Source organism: Streptomyces sp. NPDC059443, assembly GCF_042750105.1.
Lineage (GTDB): Bacteria > Actinomycetota > Actinomycetes > Streptomycetales > Streptomycetaceae > Streptomyces.
This window is the reverse complement of the sequence record NZ_JBHYVM010000045.1, coordinates 1-22718: the sequence shown is the minus strand read 5'-3', so window position 1 is coordinate 22718 and position 22718 is coordinate 1. Positions and strand designations below refer to the sequence as shown.

The 22718-nt window shown below is 70.6% G+C and carries 21 protein-coding genes; 6 read left to right on the top strand and 15 right to left on the bottom strand.

The features are described 5' to 3' along the window. Positions 1-130: 130 nt before the first annotated feature. The 9 genes from ACFXDJ_RS32265 to ACFXDJ_RS32225 all read right to left on the bottom strand — a co-directional run bounded on the left by ACFXDJ_RS32265 (position 131) and on the right by ACFXDJ_RS32225 (position 10142). Complete coding sequence (locus ACFXDJ_RS32265) at positions 131-1516, bottom strand: FAD-binding oxidoreductase (RefSeq protein ID WP_384659570.1); 1386 nt, start codon at positions 1514-1516, stop codon at positions 131-133. A 29-nt stretch (positions 1517-1545) separates the two neighbouring features. Continuing rightward, on the bottom strand, positions 1546-3156 hold the full coding sequence (locus tag ACFXDJ_RS32260; protein ID WP_384851083.1) for an amino acid adenylation domain-containing protein: 1611 nt from the start codon (positions 3154-3156) through the stop codon (positions 1546-1548). A gap of 87 nt (positions 3157-3243) precedes the next feature. Further along, a complete protein-coding gene (gene phzG, locus ACFXDJ_RS32255; protein WP_384851081.1) occupies positions 3244-3891 on the bottom strand; it encodes a phenazine biosynthesis FMN-dependent oxidase PhzG in 648 nt (215 codons plus the stop codon). Between the two features lie 52 nt (positions 3892-3943). Next, positions 3944-4807, bottom strand: coding sequence for a PhzF family phenazine biosynthesis protein (locus tag ACFXDJ_RS32250; RefSeq protein WP_384659577.1), 864 nt, complete (start codon positions 4805-4807; stop codon positions 3944-3946). Next, positions 4804-6696 carry an anthranilate synthase family protein gene (locus ACFXDJ_RS32245; RefSeq protein ID WP_384659580.1) on the bottom strand — a complete coding sequence of 631 codons (1893 nt, stop codon included), beginning with the start codon at positions 6694-6696 and terminating at the stop codon, positions 4804-4806. Before ACFXDJ_RS32245 ends, ACFXDJ_RS32250 begins: the two co-directional genes overlap by 4 nt. Then, entirely contained in the window at positions 6693-7316 is a 624-nt protein-coding gene (locus ACFXDJ_RS32240) for an isochorismatase family protein (protein ID WP_384659583.1), read from the bottom strand. Before ACFXDJ_RS32240 ends, ACFXDJ_RS32245 begins: the two co-directional genes overlap by 4 nt. A gap of 61 nt (positions 7317-7377) precedes the next feature. After that, the gene (locus ACFXDJ_RS32235) at positions 7378-8553 is read right to left on the bottom strand and encodes a 3-deoxy-7-phosphoheptulonate synthase (RefSeq protein ID WP_384659586.1); all 1176 of its coding nucleotides are present in this window, start codon (positions 8551-8553) and stop codon (positions 7378-7380) included. Positions 8554-8585: 32 nt separating this feature from the next. Then, positions 8586-9074, bottom strand: a complete 489-nt coding sequence (locus ACFXDJ_RS32230; RefSeq protein WP_384659588.1) for a PhzA/PhzB family protein — start codon at positions 9072-9074, stop codon at positions 8586-8588. A gap of 366 nt (positions 9075-9440) precedes the next feature. Next, entirely contained in the window at positions 9441-10142 is a 702-nt protein-coding gene (locus ACFXDJ_RS32225; RefSeq protein ID WP_384659554.1) for a response regulator transcription factor, read from the bottom strand. A 776-nt stretch (positions 10143-10918) separates the two neighbouring features. On the opposite strand from ACFXDJ_RS32225, the gene ACFXDJ_RS32220 reads away from it, so the two are divergent. Together ACFXDJ_RS32220 and ACFXDJ_RS32215 are read left to right on the top strand one after the other, a co-directional pair. Then, on the top strand, positions 10919-11950 hold the full coding sequence (locus ACFXDJ_RS32220) for a ketoacyl-ACP synthase III family protein (RefSeq protein ID WP_384659551.1): 1032 nt from the start codon (positions 10919-10921) through the stop codon (positions 11948-11950). A 106-nt stretch (positions 11951-12056) separates the two neighbouring features. Further along, positions 12057-12353: a phosphopantetheine-binding protein gene (locus ACFXDJ_RS32215; RefSeq protein WP_384659548.1), complete on the top strand. Its 297-nt coding sequence runs from the start codon at positions 12057-12059 to the stop codon at positions 12351-12353. Between the two features lie 121 nt (positions 12354-12474). On the opposite strand, the gene ACFXDJ_RS32210 is transcribed toward ACFXDJ_RS32215, so the two are convergent. From ACFXDJ_RS32210 to ACFXDJ_RS32200, 3 genes are all read right to left on the bottom strand, one after another. Beyond that, positions 12475-14967: a LuxR C-terminal-related transcriptional regulator gene (locus tag ACFXDJ_RS32210; RefSeq protein WP_384659546.1), complete on the bottom strand. Its 2493-nt coding sequence runs from the start codon at positions 14965-14967 to the stop codon at positions 12475-12477. Positions 14968-15021: 54 nt separating this feature from the next. Next, positions 15022-15873, bottom strand: coding sequence for a class I SAM-dependent methyltransferase (locus ACFXDJ_RS32205; protein ID WP_384659545.1), 852 nt, complete (start codon positions 15871-15873; stop codon positions 15022-15024). Between the two features lie 285 nt (positions 15874-16158). Further along, positions 16159-16386, bottom strand: coding sequence for a DUF2399 domain-containing protein (locus ACFXDJ_RS32200; RefSeq protein ID WP_384659556.1), 228 nt, complete (start codon positions 16384-16386; stop codon positions 16159-16161). Between ACFXDJ_RS32200 and ACFXDJ_RS32195 the strand changes: the two genes are divergently transcribed. Further along, positions 16346-16519, top strand: a complete 174-nt coding sequence (locus ACFXDJ_RS32195) for a hypothetical protein (RefSeq protein WP_384659559.1) — start codon at positions 16346-16348, stop codon at positions 16517-16519. The two genes, ACFXDJ_RS32200 and ACFXDJ_RS32195, sit on opposite strands and share 41 nt — an antisense overlap. Before the next feature lie 21 nt (positions 16520-16540). On the opposite strand, the gene ACFXDJ_RS32190 is transcribed toward ACFXDJ_RS32195, so the two are convergent. Continuing rightward, complete coding sequence (locus tag ACFXDJ_RS32190) at positions 16541-17020, bottom strand: MarR family winged helix-turn-helix transcriptional regulator (protein ID WP_384659542.1); 480 nt, start codon at positions 17018-17020, stop codon at positions 16541-16543. 49 nt (positions 17021-17069) lie between these two features. Here ACFXDJ_RS32190 and ACFXDJ_RS32185 point away from each other — a divergent pair, with 49 nt between their 5' ends. Beyond that, positions 17070-17534: a MarR family winged helix-turn-helix transcriptional regulator gene (locus ACFXDJ_RS32185; protein ID WP_384659540.1), complete on the top strand. Its 465-nt coding sequence runs from the start codon at positions 17070-17072 to the stop codon at positions 17532-17534. Positions 17535-17591: 57 nt separating this feature from the next. Here ACFXDJ_RS32185 and ACFXDJ_RS32180 read toward each other — a convergent pair whose 3' ends face one another. Next, positions 17592-18926 (bottom strand): class I SAM-dependent RNA methyltransferase, encoded by a 1335-nt coding sequence (locus tag ACFXDJ_RS32180; RefSeq protein ID WP_384659537.1) that lies wholly within the window; start codon positions 18924-18926, stop codon positions 17592-17594. A gap of 110 nt (positions 18927-19036) precedes the next feature. Next, positions 19037-21085: an APC family permease gene (locus tag ACFXDJ_RS32175; protein WP_384659535.1), complete on the bottom strand. Its 2049-nt coding sequence runs from the start codon at positions 21083-21085 to the stop codon at positions 19037-19039. Positions 21086-21304: 219 nt separating this feature from the next. Here ACFXDJ_RS32175 and ACFXDJ_RS32170 point away from each other — a divergent pair, with 219 nt between their 5' ends. Both ACFXDJ_RS32170 and ACFXDJ_RS32165 read left to right on the top strand, forming a co-directional pair. Continuing rightward, a complete protein-coding gene (locus tag ACFXDJ_RS32170) occupies positions 21305-21973 on the top strand; it encodes a potassium channel family protein (RefSeq protein ID WP_384659532.1) in 669 nt (222 codons plus the stop codon). Next, positions 21970-22632 (top strand): TrkA family potassium uptake protein, encoded by a 663-nt coding sequence (locus tag ACFXDJ_RS32165; protein ID WP_214953432.1) that lies wholly within the window; start codon positions 21970-21972, stop codon positions 22630-22632. Before ACFXDJ_RS32170 ends, ACFXDJ_RS32165 begins: the two co-directional genes overlap by 4 nt. Positions 22633-22718 lie beyond the last annotated feature (86 nt).

The window sequence follows — 22718 nt, the reverse complement described above, 5'->3', positions numbered from 1 at the left end:
CGCGGCCGGTCCGCGCTCCCGCGACCCCGCCGTCCCCCCCCCCCCAAACCTCAGCCCCCCGCGCGCGGGCCCGCGCGCCCCCGGCCGCCCCCCCCGCAACTCGGAACACTTTTCTTCGGTGGCCGCTCTATCAGCTCGCCGGCTCGATATTGCGATTGCAGCGGAACATGTTGGCCGGGTCGATTTCGGCCTTCAGCCCGGCCAGCCGGCGGTGGTCGGCCGGCTCCCAGAAATCCGTGGCCGGCGCGGTCGGAGCACCCTCCGCGCACCCTCCGTACACCAGGCTCTGGAACCGGCCACCGACGGACTCGGCGACCAGCGTCCCCAGCACCTTCTCCCCGGCGCTGCGCGCCTCGTCCGGCGACGCACCCATCAGGGGCATCAGGACGCGCAGGAGGTAGCGGGCCGAGCGGTGTCCCACCGCGTTGGGCACCGCGGCCGGCCGGCCGAGCGCCCCGCCCAGATGGCGGACGTCGAGCACGCACGGGACGTCCCCGCCCGGCCCCACCAACTCGGTCACCTCGGCGGCCTGTTCCGGGCCGAAGGCGCGGAGCAGGACGTTGTCGCCCTGGTAGGCGTGCGGCTGCGGCGGGTCGTTGTAGATCGCACCGCACTCGGTGTACGGCATCTCCGCGACGGTGTCGGACAGCCGGGCCCCGAGCGCGCGCAGCGGGGCGACCAGCTGAGCGCCCGTGCGGGAGTCCCCGGTGTACGCGATGCGCACGTGGGCCACGAACCGGCCGCGCAGGACGGCGGGGAAGAAGGGCAGGTCGGGATAGTTGAGCAGCGACACCGAGGAGGTCAGCTCCTCCGGGAGGCCCTCGGTCCAGCGCAGGTAGTCGGCGAGCAGGCCCGGGGTGCGGGCGAGGTCGAAGACCAGCTCCCCGCCGTACAGCCGGCTGACCGGGACCAGGTCGATCTCCATTCCGGTGACCACGCCGAAGTTCGCGCCCGCCCCGCGCAGCGCCCAGAACAGCTCGGGGTCGCTGTCCGCCGTGACCCGCCGCGACCGGGCATCGGCGGTGACGATGTCGATCGACCGCACCCGGTCGGCCGCGTACCCGAACTCCCGTGCCAGCAGCCCGAGTCCGCCGCCCAGGACGTACCCGACCGCGCCGACTCCGGGCGCGGAGCCGTTGAGCGGGGCCAAGCCGTAGCGGGCCGCCGCGTCGACGACGGCGGCGAACCGCGCGCCCGCTCCGATCCGCGCCGTGCGGGCCGGGGCGTCGACCGTGACCTGCGACAGGCCGGCGGTGCTGATGAGCACGCCCCCGTCAGTGGCGACCGAGAGGCCGTGCCCGGTCGCCTGGACCGCCACCGGCAGGCCCTGGTCTGCGGCGTACTGCACGGCGGCCACCACGTCCTCGGGGTGGGACGCGCGGACCAGCACGAAGGGCCGGTGCCGGTAGGCGGTCTGGAAGCCCGCGCACCGGGCGGCGAACCCGTCGTCGCCCGGCAGCAGCACCTCCCCGCGTACGCGGGCGCGCAGTGCGGCGACCGCGGCAGCGTCGTTCATCTGTGGCGTTCCTTTCTGTTCCGACCCGCTCACAGGAGGACCGGTTCCAGTTCCCCGGAGACGACCCGCAGGCGCAGCACCTTGCGGTCGACCTTGCCGTTGTCGTTCAACGGGAAGGCGTCCAGCAGGTGGTAGGTCAGCGGGATCATGTACGGGGGCAGCGTCCGGCGCAGTTCCTCGTCCACGTCGTAGACGTCGAGGTCGTCGCCCGCCAGGATGCCGGCGAGCACGGTCACGCCTTCCTCGTCGCCCGGAACGGCGACGACGACGGCCTGGTCGATGCGCTCCTGCCGCAGCAGATGCGCCTCCACCTCGCCCATCTCGATCCGGTGACCAAGGATCTTGACCTGGGTGTCCAGTCGGCCCACGTAGCCGTACTCGCCGCTGTCCAGGCGGCGTACCAGGTCCCCGGTGCGGTACCAGCGGTGGTCGGGGCCGTACGCAGACGGGGTGATGTGGAAGGCGCCCCCGGTCTGCTCGGGCGCGTTCAGGTAGCCCTCGAAGACCTGGTGCCCGGAGAGGCAGAGCTCGCCGGTCTCGCCGTTGGGCACCGGGCTGCCGTCCTCCGCGAGCACGGCGGCGGCCATGCCCGGGTAGGGGGAGCCGATCGAGACGACGCCGTTGACGACTCCGGCCGGCGAGGTCTTCGGGTCCCAGCGGTGCACCAGGCAGGCGATGGTCGCCTCGGTCGGCCCGTACAGGTTCTCCACCACGGACCCGGACGCGGCGTCCTGCCAGGCCTGGGCGGTGGCTGCGGGCAGCGCCTCGCCGCAGAACAGGCTCCAGCGCAGCGACGGCAGGCTGTCCGGCTCCAGCGCGCCGCGGCGGTGTTGGAGCACCGCCACCGACGGGACCGAGAACCAGACGGTGATGTCGTTGACACGGACGAAGTCCAGCGGCGTCATCAGGTCGTAGGTGTCCATCGGGACCAGGCAGCCGCCGCTCCCCCAGGCCATGAACAGGTCGAAGACCGACAGGTCGAAGGTCTGGTCGAAGGTGTTGGTGAACCGGTCGCCCTCCGAGAAGCCGTATCGCTCGGTGTTGGCGGACAGGAACGCGGCCGCGTTGGCGTGCGAGATCGGCACGCCCTTGGGCCGGCCCGTGGTGCCGGACGTGAAGAGCAAGTACGCGCCGTCCGTGGGCGCGACCGGCACGGACTCGACCGACGGGGCGCAGGCCTCGACGTCGCCGCGGGTGAGGACCCGTACCGCCGCGGGGAGGTTGCCCGGGGCCTCGTCGGTCTCCGGCAGCACCACCCGCGGGGCGTCGGCCAGGCCGTCGAGGAGCGGGCCGAGCTGGGCCAGGGAGCCCGCGTCGGCCAGCACGACGTCGACCTCGGCGCGCTCAAGGATGTCGCGGTTGCGTGCGACGGGGTACTTCTTGTTCAGCGGCACCACGGTCGCCCCCGCGTACAGGGCGGCCAGGAATCCCGCGTAGGTGACGATGCTGCGGTGGCCGAGGATGGCCACGCGCTTCGGCCGCGTCGCCTGCTGCGCGAGCGCCGCGGCCCAAAGGCGGGCGATGCCGTCCAGTTCCCGGTAGGTCCAGGTCGTCCCGCGCAGGGACAGCGCGGGGTTCTCCGGGACGCGCCGGGCCGAGGCCTGGAATCCGGAGTGGAGGAGGGGGGCGGCTGACTGCATGGTGTACTCGCGTTCCGCTTCGATGGGTTCGACGGGGTTCTGCGGGGGTCGACGGGCGCCGGGCGACGGGTTCAACGGACGGACCGGTCAGGGCTGGAGGCGGCCGACCCGCCAGCCCTCGCCGTCGCGGTCGTACCGCAGCCGCTCGTGCAGCCGGTCGGTGCCGTTGGCCCAGAACTCCACGCTGTCGAAGCGCAGTTCGTAGCCGGCGAAGCCCTCCGGGCGGGGCAGCGGCCGGCCGCCCTCCCCCAGCTCCAGGACCCGCTTGCGCAGCGCCTCGATCTCGTCGAGGCCGTCCGCCGGTTCGCTCTGCCGGGAGGCGGTCGTCATGGCGTGGGTGAACACGGGGCGGGCGTGCCACATGGCCTCGGCCGCCGCGTCGGACAGCTTGACCACGGGCCCGTCGACGACGATCTGCTGGCTGGTCTCGCGCCAGTACAGCAGGCCGGACGCCCACGGGTTGGCCGCCAGTTCGCGCCCCTTGCGGCTGCCCTCGTGGGTGATGAACACGAACCCGGTGTCGGTCACCTGGTTGATCACCACGATCCGGGTCGAGGGCCGGCCGGCCCCGTCGGCGGTGGCCAGCGCCAGCGCCCGCGGCTCGCGGACCTCGTTGCGCGCCGCGTCGGCGAGCCACGCGCGCAGCAGCTGCACCGGCTCGGCGGGCGGCTGCCGGTACTCGGGGAAGGAGACCTTGACGGTCCCCGTCATGCTTTCCGACCTGGTGCTGCTCATGCGTCTCTCCGGAGTGCCGGGTCTACGGGGGGATGGACTGCCTGCGGACGCGTCACAGGCGCAGCGCCCCTTCGAGCGCGATGACGCCGTCGCCGCCGACCTCGACCCGGGTAACCTGCTCACCGCTGCCCTCGGCGAGTGCGTGCATGGGCGAGGGCCGGCCCATCTCGACGCCCTGCGTGATGACGATGCGCTGCCCGTACTCGATCAGGCCGTGCCGGGCCAGGTGGATCGCGATGGGGCCGGCCGCCGAACCGGTGGCCGCGTCCTCGACGACCCCGTACGCGGGCGAGAACATGCGGCTGCGCCACTGCGTGCCGGAACCGGCGAAGCAGTTGGCTGCCATGTCCTCGAACGCGCCGAGCGCCCGGTGGTCGGGGCGCAGCGCGGACAGCTCCGCCACGCTGTTCAGGCCGATCAGGACGTGGCGGGGCCCGTTGCGGTAGATCTCCACCGGCAGGGCCGAGTCCTGGACCCCCAGCGCGGCCAGCAGTTCCTCGCGCCGGTCGAAGGGCTCCCACTCCGGTACGGGCTGCTGCATCCAGGCGGCGGTGACGACTCCGTCCGTACGGACCAGCTCGAAGGGGATGACCCCCATGGCCGTCTCCAGCTTGAGCTGGTCCAGCGGGCCGCGGTTGCCGATCGCGATGGCGGTGCCGAGCAGCGGGTGCCCGGCGAAGGGCAGTTCATTGACCGGGGTGAAGATCCGGATCCGCGCGTCCCCGCCCTCCTGGGGCGCGAGGACGAAGGTGGTCTCGGAGAGGTTCATCTCCCGGGCGATGGCCTGCATCTGAGGGCCGTCCAGGTCGTCCGCGTGAAAGTAGACGGCGACCGGATTGCCCTTGAGCACCTCGGTCGCGAAGGCGTCGACAACCACGTAGGGGTGCATCGAGATCTCCCGCTGTTCTTTCGTCATATGGTGAACACGTCCCGAAGGGCGCCGGCCAGGATGCGCGGGCCGTTCTGGGTGAGCACGGACTCGGCGTGGAACTGCATGGTCATGAAGTGCGGACCGCGCAGCCCGTACACCTCCCCCGTCGCCGGGTCCCGGCTGACCTCGACCACGCCGACGCCCTCCACCTCGTGCTTGTCCTCGTCGCTCACGGCGGCGAACGCGTTGTAGAAGCCGACCCGTTCGACCGCGCCGAAGTAGTCGATCTCCCTCTGCAGCCCCTGGTTGGGGGCGGGCAGCCGGGACACCTCAAGGCCGAGCGCCAGGCTGAGCACCTGGTGGCTCAGGCATACGGCGACGAAGGGCCGGCGGTCCCGGAGCAGGGTGCGTACGGCGGTGTGGAGGTGCGCGATCCGGGGGTGGGCCGTGTCGCCGGGGTTGCCGGGACCCGGGCCCATCACGACGAGGTCGTGGTCGTCGAAGTCGTACTCTTCGTCGAACCGGCGCACGGTGACCTCCAGGCCCAGGGCCCGGAGCTGGCCGGCGATCATGGACGTGAAGGTGTCCTCCGCGTCGACGACCAGGACGCGGCGGCCGGCGAGCCCGGCGTGCGCCTGCGGCCGGTCCTCGGCTCCGCACAGCCAGAACCCGGCGATGGAGTCGTTGCGCCGCTCCAGGGCCGCCCTGACCTCGGGGTGGTCGGCGAAGCCGCTGGTCCCTCCCGCCTCCAGCGCGCTCACCAGTCCGGACGCCTTGGCCCGAGTCTCGGCGGCCTCGCAGGCGGGGTCGGAGTGGCGCACCAGTGTGGCGCCGACGCCGATCTCGACCCGGCCGGAGGCATCGATGTCCGCGGTGCGGATCAGGATCGCGGAGTCCATCGCCCGGTCGCCGTGCGCGTCGCGCCCCACCAGGGCCGCGATGCCGCTGTAGTAGCCGCGGCCCTTGGGCTCGTACGCGTCGATGACGCGGCAGGCGCTCTCCAGCGGGGAGCCGGTCACGGTGGGCGCGAACATGGTCTCGCGCAGGATGTCGCGTACGTCGTGGGCGGTGCGTCCCTCGATGAAGTACTCGGTGTGCGCGAGGCGGGCCATCTCCTTGAGGTAGGGCCCCTTGACCCGGCCGCCCTCCTCGCAGATCCGGGCCATCATCTTGAGTTCCTCGTCGACGACCATGTACAGCTCGTCGGCCTCCTTGCGGTCGGCGAGGAAGTCCATGACCTCCGGGAGGGTGGGGCCGGTCGGCGGGTAGCGGTAGGTGCCGCTGATCGGGTTCATCACGGCGGTGCCGGCGTCGAAGCTGACGTGCCGCTCGGGCGAGGCGCCGACGAGGGTGCGCTCCCCGGTGTGGATCAGGAACGTCCAGTACGCGCCGACCTCGCGCTGCACGAGCCGGGAGAAGAACGACAGGGCGCTGTGCGGCCGGTAGTCGGTGATGGTGGCGACGAAGGAGCGCTTGATGACGAAGTTGGCCCCCTCGCCCGCGCCGATCACGTCGTCGACGACCTTGCGGACGATCTCCTCGTAGGCCTCGTCGTCCACATCGAAGTGGGCGTCGGCCAGCTCGGTCGGCACCTGCGGGATCCGGCTCAGCGCCTGCGCCAAGGGGATCCGCTCCTGTCCGGTCACGCTCAGCGCGACCAGGGGCGAGCCGTCGTCGGTCGCCACGAAGCCGCGCTCGGTGATCTGCCGGTACGGCACGACCGCGAGGACCTCGTGGTGCGCGCCCGCCGGCCGGGCCGAGGCGTCCGGGGCGTCCGGCAGCGGTATGTCCGCGAGCGTCGCGGGTGTCGTGACGTCGCCGACCAGGACGTCGAGGGCACCGGCCCCGCCGGCCTCCGGCCGGTACAGCAGGGCGAAGGCCCCGGCGCGGCCGGTCAGTACGTGGTCGAGCAGGTCGCCGGTCGCCCCGGTCATGCGAAGACCTCCTTGGCCGTGACCACCATCGCGCAGCGGCCGGCGGCGTATTCGAGTGCCATGCGGTGGTGGCTCTCGTCGAAGTCGGCGACGGCGTCGGCGACGAGGAAGGGTTGGATGTCGTGGGTGAACGCCTCGACCGCCGTCATCAGGACGCCGATGTGGGCGTACACACCGCAGACGATCAGCTGGTCGCGGCCGGCCTCCCGCATCCGCTCCAGGAGGGGCGAGTTGTGGAAGGCGCTGTAGCGCCACTTCGTCAGCTCCCAGTCGCCCTCCCGGGGGGCCAGGGCGTCGTCGACGGCACGGTCCGCGAGGTCCCTGCGCATGCCGGGGCCCCAGAAGTCGGCCAGCAGGCCGCGCTCCTCCTCGGTCATGTTGCCGGGCTGGGCGGTGTACGCCACGGGGACGCCGAGGGCGGCAGCGCGGTCGCGCAGCGCCGCCGCGTTGCTCACCAGCGGGTTGCGGATGCTGTCCGGGAAGGGTGCCAGGAAGAAGCGCTGCATGTCGTGGACGAGCAGCACGGCACGGTCGGGATCAGGGGTCCACTGGGCGGTGTTGGCGGGCAGGCCGCCCGCGCTCGGCAACACATAGGGCTCGATGGGGGGAATTCCGGCCATTTCTGCCTTCCAGCCTTCCAATGCCTGACTCGAAAGAGAGCGGGGTACGACGCGTCCGGGATCAAACGTTCCAGGTGGACACGACGGCGACGGCCTGCTGCGGATTGAGCCGCGGATCGCAGAACGTCGTGTACTTGTCGCCAACGCGGTCGAGATCCGCCTGGCAGGAGACGCACTCGGTGACGTCGTTGGGCGTGGTCTCCAGGTGCAGCCCGCCGCAGACGCCCCCGGCGCCGGTGACGGCCTCCTGGAAGCGCCGGACCTCGCGCGAGACCGTCTCGACGTGGCGGGTCTTGTTGCCATCCGGTGCCGTGACGGTGTTGCCGTGCATGGGGTCGGTCAGCCAAATGACCGGGTGTCCGGCCTCGTTTACGGCCTTGACCAGCCGCGGCAGCCGCTCCGCGATCACGTCGGCGCCCATGCGGGCGATGAGCGTCAGCCGTCCGGGCGTGCGCTCGGGGTCGAGGCGTTCGCACAGCGCCACCAGCTCGGCGCTGTCCATCGTGGGGCCCACCTTGCAGGCCACGGGGTTGCTCACCTCGGCTAGCAGTGCCACGTGCGCGCCGTCCAGCTGTCGGGTGCGTTCGCCGATCCACGGCCAGTGCGTCGAGCCGAGGAAAAGCGCGCCGTCCTCGTCCGTGCGCAGCATGGGGATCTCGTAGTCGAGCAGCAGCGCCTCGTGACTGGTCCACACCGGCGGGCCGAGGGGGTCGCTCAGCGGCGCCTCCCCGTGCCAGCCCAGGTGCTTCGTGATCTCGTCCGCCGCCATGTGGCAGGTGAGCATGCGCAGCGGGTCGGGTCGCCTGGCCTCGGGGTCCGGTTCGGGCCCGTTGACCATGTGGCCGCGGAAGGTGGGCAGCGGGGTGCCGGCCACCGACTCGGTGGCGCTGGAGCGGGGCTTGGCGAACTGGCCCGCGATGCGGCCGACCCGGATGACGGGCTTGTGCGCGGTCATGCGCAGCGTTCCGGCGAGCAGGTCCAGGAGCGCCGCCTTGCGGGAGGCGTCCGCTGCCGTGCACTCGCCGGGGTCCTCGGCGCAGTCACCGGCCTGGACGACCACGGCCTCGCCTGCCACGACCCGGGCGAGCGCGGCGCGCAGCACCCCGAGGTCGTGGGCACGTACGAGCGCCGGCCCGGCCGCCAGCGTGTCCCCCACCCGCTCGACCTGCCCCCGGTCGGGCCATTCGGGCTGCTGCAGCGCTTTGCGGATGCGGATGTCACGCAGGACTTCGTCCACAGGATCCTCCTATGCGGCGGGGCGACGGCCGGTCACGTGGGTATGCCGGCGCGCTTGATCTCCGGGACGGGAATGCCCAGGGAGCGAAGCTGCTCGAAGGGGTTCATGAACTCGCGCTGCAGCTTGATCCGGCCGTTCTCCAGCTCGAACGAGTGCAGGAAGTGGTTCTCGTACTGGCCCTCGGGGTAGTCCGCGAAGAGGACCTTGCCGCGGCCGTCGCACTCCACCCAAAAGCGGTTGGGGTCCTGGGTCTCGAAGATCTGGACGTTGTACCACTCCCAGTCCGGGAAGGTCTTCAGCGACCACACGGCGTGCTCGCCGAGCCGGTCGCGGCCGCGGATGGCGATCGGGGCACCGGTGTCGGTGGTCCAGAGGCCGCCGACGCCGTCCTCCGTGAAGAGCAGATGGCGCTCCAGGCGGGCCTCGCCGAGGGCCGCCATGTACGTCTCCACCGTCGCGCGGTTGATTCTGCGCAGCTCGACTTCGTCGGTGAAGGCGGTGCCCTGAGCGGATTCAGACATGGATGAACTCCAAACCGTGCGCTGACTGTCGATGTCCTGGGGGGAGAGAAGGCGCCTGGGCCGATCGACCGGGCTGGGGGGAGGGCTCGGTCGGGCACGCTGGGCGGGCATCACCGATCTTGCCGGGTGGCCTGGGCCCATTCAAGGAACAAACACTCAACTCGACTTCAGGCTCCGTGCAGGTTCCTCAAGCGCCTATCGAGATTCGTCAGAAGAGTGTCAACTCGTGGGCAGATCACTGGTGTCGGCGTACGAGACCGGAAACGCGCAGTGGCCCCCGGGACGGTGTCCCGGGGGCCACTGCGGGGCCTCCTTCAAGCTGCTATTTGGCGGCGAAGGCCGCCGCGGCGTTCGAGCGGACTCGGCTCAGGCGTACCCGAGCTGGAAGCCGACGCCGCGGACGTTGCGGATCCAGTCGCTGCTGCCGAGCTTGCCCCTCAGACTGCTGATGTGCGTGTCGATGGTGCGCCGGGACCAGACGTCGCCCCAGACGGTCTGCATGATCATTTTGCGCGAGACGACGGTGTCGGGCTGGGTCGCCAGCAGGTACAGGAGGTCGAACTCCTTGCGGGTGACGTCCACCCGGCGGCCGTCCAGGGTCACCTGGCGGGCTGCCGCGTCGATGCACAGCGGGCCGCGGACGATCACCGACGGGTCCGCGGTCGAGATCCGAACGCGCCGCATGACGGCCTCCATGCGCGCCAACAACTCTTGAAAGCCGTACGGCTTGACGAGGTAGTCGTCGGCACCGGCCTGCAGGCCGAGGACCCGGTCCAGTTCCGCGCCCCGGGCTGTCACGGCGATCATCGCCGTGTCCCCCGCAGCGCGGATCTGCCGACAGACCTCCAGGCCGTCCAAGTCGGGCAGCTCAAGGTCCAGCAGGACCAAGTCCACACCGCCGTACGCGTCGAGTGCCGGAATGCCGCCGGAGACCCGTTCCACATGATGCCCGTACCGCTGCAGCCCCTTCATCAGGGGTTCGGCATCCTCGTCGTTGTTCTCCACCACGAGGATGCGCCAGGTGGTCGGCGCGCTGCGCACCGACCGCCGCGGAATTGGCACTTCCATTTCAGTCCAGCCTGCCCTCCCCGTACCGGAAACCACCGGCAGATGACGATCCATCAGGTCAGAACGGACGACCACACTCTCCCCCTCTTACAATCCGCACAGCGGACCGATCACCGATGGGGGCCTGCATGCACGAAAATCCTTCCAGGCTCTGCCCCGGCGCGTGAATACCGCGCACGCCTTGTCGATCACATGCCACGTACACACTCTCCCCCGTAACACAAACCGGAATGCGCAGGCCTCGACGACCCCGCCCTTGGGGACGGGAAGGCCTGGAATTCCGGGCACCGACTTCTCCAACAGCCCTCTCGATTGGGCCCGTCCGGGCGATGCACCCAGAACCGCGGGTCGCAACGTCGAGACCGCGCCATCCTACACATCGGCAGCTGATGACTCGTCAAATGGATGGCCAGGTGGTTAAGCACCCATAAAGCCAATGCCAATCGACGGCGGATTCGCCAGCCGGCACGGCCACCGACCACCTCCGGACATGGCGCAAAATCGCCGCTGAAATGGCCGCGACCCAGCTCTCGTCCGGCTCCGCGCCGGCACTGACAGCGGATTTCAGCCAACTACGCCTGGGCCGCGATGCGGTGCGCTCCGACACCCCCGGATCTGGACCCGCGCCCCTCACCTCCGTAGGTCCGGCCCACCGCCCGCGATCTGAGTACCTGGTACTCACGCGCCGGGCCGCCCGCCGTGGTGGTCTTGGGGGGTAACAAAGCACACATCAGGCCACGCCACATCCGATTGATGGGCGTCGGAAGGGAACCGCGATGAAGTTTGACGACGTCTACCTGTCGAGCCTCGGCACCTTTGTGCCGGGCCTCGTGACGACGGAGCAGGCCGTGGAGTCAGGCTGGTACGGCGCGGACATCCGAGAGGCTTCGGGACTGGAGTCCGTCGCGATATCCGATTCGCTGTCCGCTCCCGAGATGGCCGTACTGGCCGCCAAGGAGGCAATTGGGCGTTCGGGCATCGCGGCCGAGGAATTCGGCGCGCTGTTCCACAGCTCCGCCTATCACCAAGGCCCCGACGGCTGGTCCCCGGCCCATTATGTTCTCACCAACACCCTGAACACGCCGATCACGGCACTGGAAGTCAAGCAGGGCTGCCAGGGAATGCTTTCCTCCCTCGCCATTTCCGCCCACCGGCTGGCCTGTGACCCGCGCAAGTCCGCAGTCCTTCTCACCGCGGCGGACAACTATTCCACTCCGCTGGTCAACCGCTGGACCACGTCCCGTCTTTCCATCTTCGGTGACGGCGCCGCGGCCGCGGTCGTCTCGCGCACCGGCGGCATCGCCAAGCTGCTGTCCATCGGCACGTACTCCGCCCCCGGGATGGAAGCGCTGCACCGCGGCAGCGAACCGATCTTCCCGCCGGCCGTGACCATCGGCCAGGAGCTGGACTACGAGGCCCGCGTCAAGTTCTGGATGGAGGAGTGGGCCAAGGGCAACACTCCCCCCATGGAGCACCCGGGCGAGGTCCTGCAGAAGGCCCTCGACGAGGCCCTGACGGACGCCGGCATCACCGTCGCCGACATCAAGCGGGTCTGCCACCCGAGCGCCACGCTCGACGCGCTGCGCGACCAGTTCCTCGACCCGATCGGCTTCACCCTCGACAGCGGCATCTGGGAGCACACCAGCAAGGTGGGCCACATCAGCGCCGCCGACGTCTTCATCGGCCTCGAACACCTGTGGAGCACCCGCCAGGTCGGACCGGGCGACAAGGTGATGCTCTTCACCGGCAGCCCCGGCTTCGAGGCCGGCGTGGCGATCCTGGAGATCGTCGCCGAACCCGCCGAATGACCCACGGGGTACGGGGCCACCAGCTACCGGCCGGTGGCCCCGTACCCGCGGGCGATCCACGCCCTGTGCCCCACTCCAACAGCCCGGAAGGGACGACCACCCCACCATGACCGACAGCACCGTGACCGACACCGCCCGCCAGAAGAGCGTCGCGGCCGCCGCCCCCCTCACCGGCGAGGACCTGCGCGCGGCGCTGGCTGAACTGATCGGCGTCAGCCCGTCCGAGATCGAGGACCACGCCAACCTCATCTACCTGGGCCTCGGGTCCCTGGAGATGATGAGGCTGGTCACCAAGTGGCGCCGCGCGGGCCTGGCCGTGTCCTTCGGAGAGCTGACCGGCACCCCGACGTTCGCCGCCTGGAACGAGCGGATCACGCAGGAACTGGCCAAGCCCACCGCTTGACCGGCTCCGGTACGGCAGCAGGCGGGCTCCGGTGTCGTACACCGGCCCGCCTGACTCGCCAAGGGCCGCGGAACAAGGCCGCCGCTCCCGGCTCTTGCCTCCGGCTCTCGTCCCTCTCCGCTCAGGCGATGCGCCTGACCTGTGCGGTTCCCACACCCAGGACGGGAGCGAGCTCCGTCCTCGCGGTGACGCCCAGCTTCCCGTACGCGCGGTAGAGATGGTTCTCCACGGTGCGTACCGACAGCACGAGCCGATCGGCGATCTCCTGGTTGGAAAGCTGGGAGACCGCGAGGGTCACGACCTCCCGCTCCCGGCCGGTCAGTTGCGTACGGGCGCCCGGGTCCCGGCTGTCGACGGGTACGGCCCACACCGGCGGCTCCGCGCCGCACCGGGAGACCAGCTCCGCGCCCACGGCCTGCGCGACCCGGGCCCCGCGACGGTTGCCGGCCGCCTGGTGGGCCCGCGCGGCCTGCGCGGCGGCCTCCGCCGCGAGCGGCAACAGCCCCAGGTCCTCGAACCGCCGGCAGACCCCCTCCAGGGCCTCACCGTCGCCTTCCGCGAGCGCCAGGACGTGCCGCAGCACGACGTCGTCCGCCATCCGCACGGGGAGCGCCGCAGCTTCCGCGACCGCCGCGGCCCGGGGCGCTGCACCCGCCCGAGCCGCCAGATGCAGCGCGGAGAGCGCCTGGGCGGGCCGGCTGGCGGCCAGTGCCCGCTCGGCGACCTCGAAGGCCTGGTCGGCCGCGGCCGCGCGGTCGCCGAGGTGAGCCGTCACCAGCGCGCCCTCCAGCTCCACCGCATCCGTCATCAGCGGGAACGCGCACTCGTCCCGCTGTACCTCCCTGGCCTCCGCCAGCAGCGAGGCGGCCTCCAGCGCGTCGCCCGACTCGGCCACCGCACCGGCGAGTCGGGCCAGGCGCACGGAGCGCGTGCTGAGCCAGTCGGTGGTCCCGCCGTACGCGGCCGCCTGCCGCAGCAGCTCGACCGCCTCGGCCGTACGACCCGAGGCGCGCAGGATCCGCGCCTCCAGCAGGCGGGCGTACGTACGCACGCGCGGGCCGCCGTCGCCGGCCTGCTCGCGCAGCTCCGCCAGCACCGCCCCGGCCGCGGTCAGGCCCCTGGCGTGCGCGGTGATGCATCCGGTGACGTACAGGTACTCACAGCGTGCCGCCTCGTCCCGGCCGGCCGGGGTCGGCCGGGCCCCGGACAGCACCGCCAGGGCGGCCTCGTCATCGCCCGCCTGGTGGTGGAGCAGGGCGAGCAGAGATTCCGCGCCTACCGCCGTTTCGGCCAGCTGCCGCGCCTCCCCGATCCGGTCCTTGAGCAGCCGTACGATGGCCCGCGTTCCGCGGTCGGTCGCGGCGACGGCTTCCGCCTCGGCGAGCCGTCCCAGGCCGAGGCCCATGTTGAGGGCCCGCGGGCGCAGTACGGCGGCAGAGTGCGGCGCCTGTGCGAAGCACGCCTCGGCCTCGATGTGCCGGGACTGGCCAGCCAGGGCCTGCCCGAGGGTCACGGTCATACCGGCGTCGGCTGTGGTGACCCCGGCGGCAATCGCGGCGCGGCAGAGCCGCTCCGCAAGCCGGTGATCCTCGCCGCGCAGCGCACCGACGGCAGCCTGACTCACCTGTACGGGCTCGGGCAGCGGCCCTGTCCCCAGCCCGAGCCTGACGATCCGGGCGGCATCGTCGGGGCGGCGGGCCCCGGTGCTCCTGATCGCGTCGGCGATCTCCTGCCGCAGGCGACGCGCCGTCAGCTCCGGCAGGGTCGCCGCGACCACGACCGCGCAGAGGGGGTGCGCGAGCCGCAGCGAGAGCCGGAACCGGGAGCGCTCGGCGACGAGGACGCCACGGCGGTTCAGCGACTCCGCCGCCTCTCCCCGTGCGTCGACGACCGACAGCCCGGCCTCCAGCGGCCCGGCGAGCGCCAGCATGTTCACCAGCTCGCGCTCGTCCGGATCGAGGTCGCCGAGGAGCAGGTCCGTCAGGTCGGCCAGCCGGCTATCGGGTACGGCCGGCAGGCCGGACCACTGCCACCGGCCGCGCACCTGGCGCAGGGTGCCCTCGGCGAGGGCCTGCTCCACCAGTTCGCGCAGGATCAGGGCGTTGCCGCGGGTGAGGTCCCACAAGCGCTCCGCGGTGGCGACGGCCACAGGCCCGCCGAGGCGGGCCGTGAGCATCCGTACGGCGCCCGAACGGTCGAAGGCGTCCACGGCGAGCCGCCGTACGCGCTTGCCGATCAGCAGGCGCCGCAACCCGTTGGACAGGGCGGCGGCGGGCTGGGCGGTGGCCAGCAGCAACGCCTGACCGCTGTCCACGAGCCGGCACACCAGCCCCAGCGTCACCGGGTCGGCCAGGTGCACGTCTTCGAGCGCAACGACGACCCGGCGGCGCGCAGCCTGCGGCTGCGCCCCTCCGTACAGGTGGTCGCGCAAGTCGTCCCCGCGCACCACCCGGGCCCCGCCGCGCTCGGCCTGCCGAAGCGCGGCGTTCAGGAGGGTGGTCTTCCCCACCCCCTGCTCGCCCACCAGGAGTGCGCCGACCCCGGCGGCCGCCCACTCCTTGATCTCCGCGAGTTCCGACTCCCTCGCGGTGACGGGCCAATCACCTTCGACCACTGCTGCCACTTCTCCCCCGCTGCAATGCCGAACGAATTCCCAGAGGGGCCGGTCTCAGACGGCCTTCGGAGCGGAGGCGCGCATGTAGACGATCGGAACGGGAACGGAGATGAGCCCGTTCTCATCCCGAAGGGTGTCCAGTCGCCGGGAAACCTCGGCGATGACTTCGCGGCGCTCATCGTCCTCGATGCGCTCCCACATTCCGCGCATTCCGGTGGTGTACGTGAATTCGACCCACTGCTCGCCCGACTTCACGACGACCGGCAGCTCCTCCTCGATCACCTCGACGTCGGTGAAGCCGGCCTCGGTGAGGGTCTTCTCGATCGACTCCGGGGTGATGAGCCAGTTCGCGCCGGCGTTGGCGAACTGGGAATCGTACGCGCCGCTCTGCCTCAGCGACTGCAGCATGTACGGCATCAGCAGCTCGTTGACGACCTCCGGGAAGAGCGCCCACTTGCCGCGCGCGGTGGAGAAGAACGACGGCGCGGCCGTCGCGAACTGCCCGCCCTCGCGCAGCAGCTCCAGGTAGGGGCGCACGTCATCGGCACCCTTGACCCAGATGAAGAGGCTGCAGCTGCCGATCACCGCGTCGAACCGGCCCGCCTCGAACTCGGGCTTCTGGCCGTTCATGACCTGCAGGCTGACCTGCTTCAGGCCGAGCTCGTCCGCGTCCTCCTGCGCGTACTTGACCATCTCCTCGGAGATGTCGATACCGACGACCTCACCGCTCTTGCCTACCACCGCGGCAGCAGGGAACAGCGCGGCACCGCGACCGGCGCCGACATCCAGAACGGACGCCCCATTGGAAATCCCTGAGAACTCGACAAGCCGACGCCCGATGGGCCGGAAGAACTCCACACCGCTCTGGTCATAAGCCCTTGCCGTCTTGTTGAAGAGGTTGTACATCTCTTCGGTGTTCTCAACGGTTCCCATTTGCAAGTCCTCCGAAAGTTCAAAGGGCCACCATCCTGGCCGCCCATCGGATTTATGATCCAAGATCAACACGATCCGGCCAGCATGTCCAATAGCGAGCCATACTCTCCCCCATCGCCAACCGTTATGCCACCCGCCGCCGTCCGGAATTTATCGGCCCTTAATCACGTCGGCCGGGCGCTCGGGGGAACCCGGCCTGCCCAGCCCACGCGAACCACCCCGCGCCCGCCCCACAGCGACGGCACTCCCACCGCCCCCTCAACTCGGGCGCCGCCGCTGGCAGGCTCCGGCACCGCACCAGATTTCTCGGCGATCGACGGCGGTGCGACGCCACGGTCTCCAAAGGATCTGCTGGAGCAGCGTCGTGGCGATGCGCAGGCCGCCCCGATCGAAGTCGCCGTGACGGCGGAAGGAGGTGCCGAGTCCGCGGAGACGAACGAGGAGGGTGAGGGCGGCGGCCGACGGCTGGCCCGGAAGGCAGAGCAGCGGGCAGGAAGGCCCGGTCGACCGCCGAAGCGGACGCGTCGGCAGCACCTGGCGGTCGAGCAGGGGCTACGACAAGCTCGCGGTGCGGTTCGAGGCGAGCGTGCTCGTCGCCGCCATCAACGAGCGGCTGTGACCATCGGGTACTCCGAAGAGCTCAGTCAGTGCCGGGGAGCACCTGGGTGAGCGAGGCCACGAACACGGTGATGAGCCGGGCGAACTCGCTCCGGTCGGCGTCCGGCCAGTCCGCCATCACCCGGGCGAAGACCTCCTGCCGGAACTTGTGCGCGCGGTCGAGCTGTTCCCGCCCGTCGTCAGTCAGGGTTAGCAAGGTACGCCGGGCATCGGACGGGTCGGTGCGGCGGGCGATCCACCCTTCTTCGACGGCGCGCAGCACCAACCGGCTCGCCCTGGGCTGGTCCACGCCGAGCGCGGCGGCGACATCGGTGACGGCGCACAGCCTGTCCCGGCCACGGGCCTCGATGGAGTCCAGCACGTTGAACAGCGTGAGCTCGATCGGCTTACCGCCACCGGGCGGCGCCAGCCGCCCCAGCGACCGGCGGGTCTGGCTGCGGCGGATCGCCACCATGGCCCGCTCGACGGCGACGACCGCTTCCCGTTGATCCTTCTTCGACATGCATGCTAGTTTACAACTGTTGTCAAAAGACATGCATTGGGGGATCACCATGACTGAAACGACTCGGCTGCCCAACGTCCGCGAGCAGCGGCCGCTCGGCCACTGGGTGAAGCGCATCGACGGAGCCATCGAGGAGGGTCTCGGCCGGCTGCTCGCCACGGACGGCCTGAACCGGCGTGCGTGGCAGGTGCTGAACACCATCTCGCGCGGACCGATCAACATCACCGCGCTCGACGAGCGCATGGCGGCGTTCCTGTCCGCCGACGAGCCGACCATGCGGCCGCACGTCGAGCGGTTCGTCGAGCGCGGCTGGGCACACGTAACGGATGACGGAGCCGTGGCGCTGACCGAGGAAGGTCGTCGAGCGCACCAGCAGGTTTCCGAGCAGTCCGGAGCCCTGATGGTGCGGATGATGGAGTGCCTCTCGATCGAGGAGCACGAGGTACTGATGGAACTGCTCCAGAGGGTCGCCACCCACTTTGACACCCTGGCAGCCGAAACGCCCCACCAGTAGCCGTCAGCCTGGGGCGTTCCGGTGGGGCTTGTTCATGCACACCACTAAACCTGCAGGTCAGGCGCCCTTCGCGATCGGCTCCAGGATTGCCACGCACTCCACGTGGTGGGTCATCGGGAAGAGGTCGAAGGCGCGCAGGGTGCGGACCTTGTAGCCGTTCTCCTTGAAGTAGCCGAGGTCGCGGGCCAGGGCCGCCGGGTCGCAGGCCACGTAGGCGACGCGGCGCGGGGTGAGGCCCGCGACCTGGCGGACCGTCTGCTTGCCGGCGCCCGCGCGGGGCGGGTCCAGGACGACCAGGTCGCATTCCGTGATGCCGGTCTTGGGGAGGATCGCCTCGACCTTGCCCTGCTCGATGCGGACGCGGGGGAAGTCGGCCAGGTTGTGCCGGGCGTCCTCGACCGCGCGCTTCGTGGACTCGATGCCCAGGACCGCGCCGGTTTCGCCGAGGCGCTCCGCGAGGGCGCCCGCGAAGATGCCGACGCCGCAGTACAGGTCGAGGGCCATCTCGCCCTTGCGCGGCATCAGGCCCTGCATGACGGCCTTGATCAGGGTGTCGGCGGCCTGGGGGTGGACCTGCCAGAAGCCGCCCATGCCGACGCGGTAGGTACGGCCGTCGGCGCGCTCGCGGACGAAGGGGCGGCCGTGGACCCGGTGGACCCCGCCGTCCTTCTCTTCGACGCGCAGGACCGAGACCGGCTTGTCGAGTTCCACCAGGGGCAGGCGGCCGCCGGGGCGCGGGGTGAGGACGACCTGGCGGTCGCCGGAGCCGCTGGCGGCGATGGCCTCGACGGTTTCCATCTGGGGCCAGTCCTGCTGCTCGATGCCGAGCTCGCTGACGCCGGGCGCCGCGATCATGCAGTGGTCGATCGGCTCGATCTCGTGCGAGCGGTGCTTGCGCAGGCCGGCACGGCCGTCCTCGTCGATCGCGAACTGCACGCGGGTGCGCCACTGCGGGACCTGCCCGGCGGGCACCTTGTCGCCCTCTGCCGGCATGACGGTGCCGTCCCAGCCGGCCTGCTCCGGGGTGAGCCCGGCGAGGCGCAGCAGCTGTTCGGCGATGACCTCGCCCTTGAGCCGGCGCTGGGCGCCGGGCTTGGCGTGCTGCCAGTCGCAGCCGCCGCACTTGCCGGGGCCGGCGTACGGGCACGGGGCCGGGGTGCGGTCCTTGGAGGGGTCCAGGACGGTGATGGCGTCGGCGCGCAGGAAGCGGGAGTCCGCGTCGCCCTCCGTCACGCGCGCGATGACCTTCTCGCCCGGCAGGGTGTGCCGGACGAACAGGACGCGGCCCTCGGCGGTGCGGGCGATGCAATGCCCTCCGTGCGCGACGGGGCCGACCTCGACCTCGTACTCCTCCCCGACCAGTGACTGCTTCTCGTTCTGCTCGGTCGTCATGGCGGGGAGACTCCAAGGAATGTGGATCAAAAGGGAACGGCCGGACGACCGACCCACCAGTTTACGTGGATCTCGTCCGGCCGTTCACCACCCCTCAGGGGGCTTCTGCGCTACTTCGCCGCCGGGTCCTTCGGACGCGGGCTGTCGACCGGCCCGCGGCGCACCGCACCCGGCGCGTTCCACTCCGCCCGCTTCTTCGCCCGCTTCTTGGCGAGCTCCGAGGACTCCAGCTGGTAGGGCACCGAGGTGACCATCACACCGGGAGTGAAGAGCAGCCGGCCCTTGAGCCGCAGTGCGCTCTGGTTGTGCAGGAGGTGCTCGTACCAGCGCCCGACGACGTACTCGGGGATGTAGACGCTGACGGCGTCGCGCGGGTTCTCGCTGCGCAGGCCCTTCACGTACTCCACGACCGGGCGGGTGATCTCCCGGTACGGGGAGTCGAGGATCTTCAGCGGGACGTTGATCCCGCGCCGCTCCCACTCCTCGCGCAGCGCCTTGGTCTCCACCGGGTCCACGCTGATGCTGAGCGCCTCCAGGGCGTCGGAGCGGGTCAGCTTGGCGAAGGCCAGGGCGCGCAGGGTGGGCTTGTGGACCTTGGAGACCAGGACGATGGAGTGGACCCGCGAAGGGCGGATGCTGTCGTCGGAGGGTCCCTCGGCGGCGGCGATCTCGGTGGAGACCCGGTCGTAGTGCTTCCGGATCGCGGTCATCGTCGCGTAGAAGATCACCATGCCCATCAGGGCGACCCAGGCGCCGTGGGTGAACTTGGTCGCGAGGACGACGACCAGCACCAGGCCGGTGAAGAACGCGCCGAAGGCGTTGATCGCCCGGGAGCGGAACATCTTGCGGCGGGCCGCCGGGTCCGTCTCGCTGCGCAGGTGGCGGTTCCAGTGCCGGACCATGCCGGTCTGGCTGAGGGTGAAGGAGACGAAGACGCCGACGATGTAGAGCTGGATCAGCTTGGTCGAGTCGGCGCCGTAGATCCAGACCAGCAGCACCGCGGCGCCCGCGAGCAGCACGATGCCGTTGGAGAAGGCGAGCCGGTCGCCGCGGGTGTGCAGCTGGCGGGGCAGGTACCGGTCCTGCGCGAGGATCGAGCCGAGCAGCGGGAAGCCGTTGTACGCCGTGTTCGCGGCCAGGAACAGCACGAGCGCGGTGGCGGCGGCGAGCACGATGAACATGAAGCTGCCGTTGCCGAAGACGGCCTCGGCGACCTGGGAGATCACCGGGTTCTGGACGTAGCCCGTGCCGACCTCGGCTCCGTTGTGGAGCAGGTCGGTGGCGGGCTTCTCGGCCATCCGCACGTTGGTGGCCATGGCCAGCGCGATGATGCCGCAGAACATCGTCACGGCCAGGCCGCCCATGAGGGCCAGGGTGGTCGCGGCGTTCTTGCTCTTGGGCTTGCGGAAGGCGGGTACGCCGTTGCTGATCGCCTCGACGCCGGTCAGGGCGGCACAGCCGGAGGAGAAGGCCCGCAGCAGCAGGAAGACCAGCGCGAACCCGGCCAGTCCCTGGTGCTCGGCCTTGATCTCGAAATCGGCCGTGGGGGCCTTCATGGTCTCGCCGAGGGCCAGGCCCCGCCACGCTCCCCACGCGATCATGATGAATACGCCGACGACGAAGACATAGGTCGGAATGGCGAAGAGCCGCCCGGATTCCTTCATGCCGCGCAGATTCATCAGCGTGAGCAGCAAGATCATCCCAATCGCGCACATCACTTTGTGCTCGACGACGAAGGGGACGGCGGAACCGAGGTTTTCGACGCCGGAGGCGATCGACACGGCGACGGTCAGGACGTAGTCGACGAGCAGGGCGCTCGCGACGGTGAGGCCGGCCTTGGGGCCGAGGTTGGTGTTGGCGACCTCGTAGTCACCGCCGCCGCTCGGGTAGGCGTGGACGTTCTGCCGGTAGGAGGCGACCACGGTGAACATCAGCACGACGACCGCGACGGCGATCCAGGGGCTGAAGTGGTACGCAGACACGCCCGCGACCGACAGAACCAGCAGGACCTCGCCAGGGGCATATGCCACTGAGGAGAGCGGGTCTGAGGCGAAGACGGGAAGGGCGATCCGCTTGGGGAGGAGCGTTTCTCCGAGGCGGTCGCTGCGTAGCGCCCTGCCGATCAGGATCCGTTTGGGCACGTCGGTCAGTTTGGACACGCAGAGGATCGTAAGCGTTCGAAATCCGACTGACGAACCCCCCACCCCTATCCGGCACGAAGTCCCCCCACATCCGGGGCAAAGAGACGCATCGTCCAGCGCAAATGGTCACACTGGTGACCGCCCGTGTGTAGCTTGGGCCATGGTCTGAGACCCTGTTAAGCCAGAGCAGCAAAGAGGCTGGAAACCAGCGAGCCGCTGACAGCCGGAAGGACGGCCGTGCACATCGTCATTATGGGCTGCGGAAGAGTGGGATCCGCTCTCGCGCAGACCCTGGAACAGCAGGGGCATACGGTCGCGGTCATCGACCAGGACCCCACCGCATTCCGCCGGCTGGGAGCCGGATTCGGCGGCCGCCGCGTCACCGGAGTCGGCTTCGACCAGGACACCCTGCGCGAGGCCGGCATCGAGGAGGCGGGCGCCTTCGCCGCGGTCAGCAGCGGTGACAATTCCAACATCATCGCCGCGCGCGTGGCCCGGGAGATGTTCGGCGTCGAGAACGTCGCCGCCCGCATCTACGACCCCAAGCGCGCCGAGGTCTACCAGCGACTCGGCATCCCCACCGTCGCCACGGTGCGGTGGACCGCCGACCAGATGCTCCGGCGGCTGCTGCCGTCCGGCGCGGAGCCGCTGTGGCGCGACCCGAGCGGCGGTGTCCAGCTCGCCGAGGTGCACACCTCCACCGCCTGGGTCGGCCACAAGGTCAGCCAGCTGCAGGAGGAGACCGGCGTCCGAGTGGCGTTCCTCACCCGACTGGGCGAGGCCATGCTGCCGACGTCGGCGACGGTCCTCCAGGAGGGCGACCTCGTCCACGTGATGATGCGCACGGACGAGATCGACAAGGTGGAGGCTTCCTTCGCCGAGGGACCTGAGGAGACGCACGCATGAGGGTCGCGATCGCCGGAGCGGGCGCGGTGGGCCGCTCCATCGCGGGTGAGCTGCTGGAGAACGGCCACGAGGTGCTCCTCGTCGACAAGGCTCCGACCGCCATCTCGGTGGAGCGGGTGCCGCAGGCCGAGTGGCTGCTGGCCGACGCCTGCGAGATCACCTCGCTGGACGAGGCCGCGCTGCAGCGCTGCAACGTGGTCATCGCCGCCACGGGTGACGACAAGGTCAACCTGGTCGTCTCGCTGCTGGCCAAGACCGAGTACGGGGTTCCCCGGGTCGTGGCCCGCGTGAACAACCCGAAGAACGAGTGGCTCTTCAACGAGTCCTGGGGCGTGGACGTAGCCGTCTCCACGCCGCGCCTGATGTCGGCGCTGGTCGAGGAAGCCGTCAGCGTCGGCGACCTGGTCCGGCTGCTGCGCTTCAGCCACGGCGACGCCAACCTGGTCGAGCTGACCCTGCCCGCCGACTCCCAGGTCGCCGGCAAGCAGATCAGCGAGATCACCTGGCCCGAGGACACCTCGCTGGTCACGATCATCCGCGGCAACCGGGTGCTGACGCCGCACGGCGAGGAAACCCTCGAACCGGGCGACGAGCTCCTCTTCGTGGCCGCCCAGGCCCGTGAGGAGCAGCTGGAGGACCTTCTCCAGGCCGCGGACTGACCTGCGGTCCCGCTGAACGTGCGAAGGGCGCCGACCCACCCCGGAGGGGAACAAAGGGGGGGAGGGGGGCCCGCTGGGCCGAAACA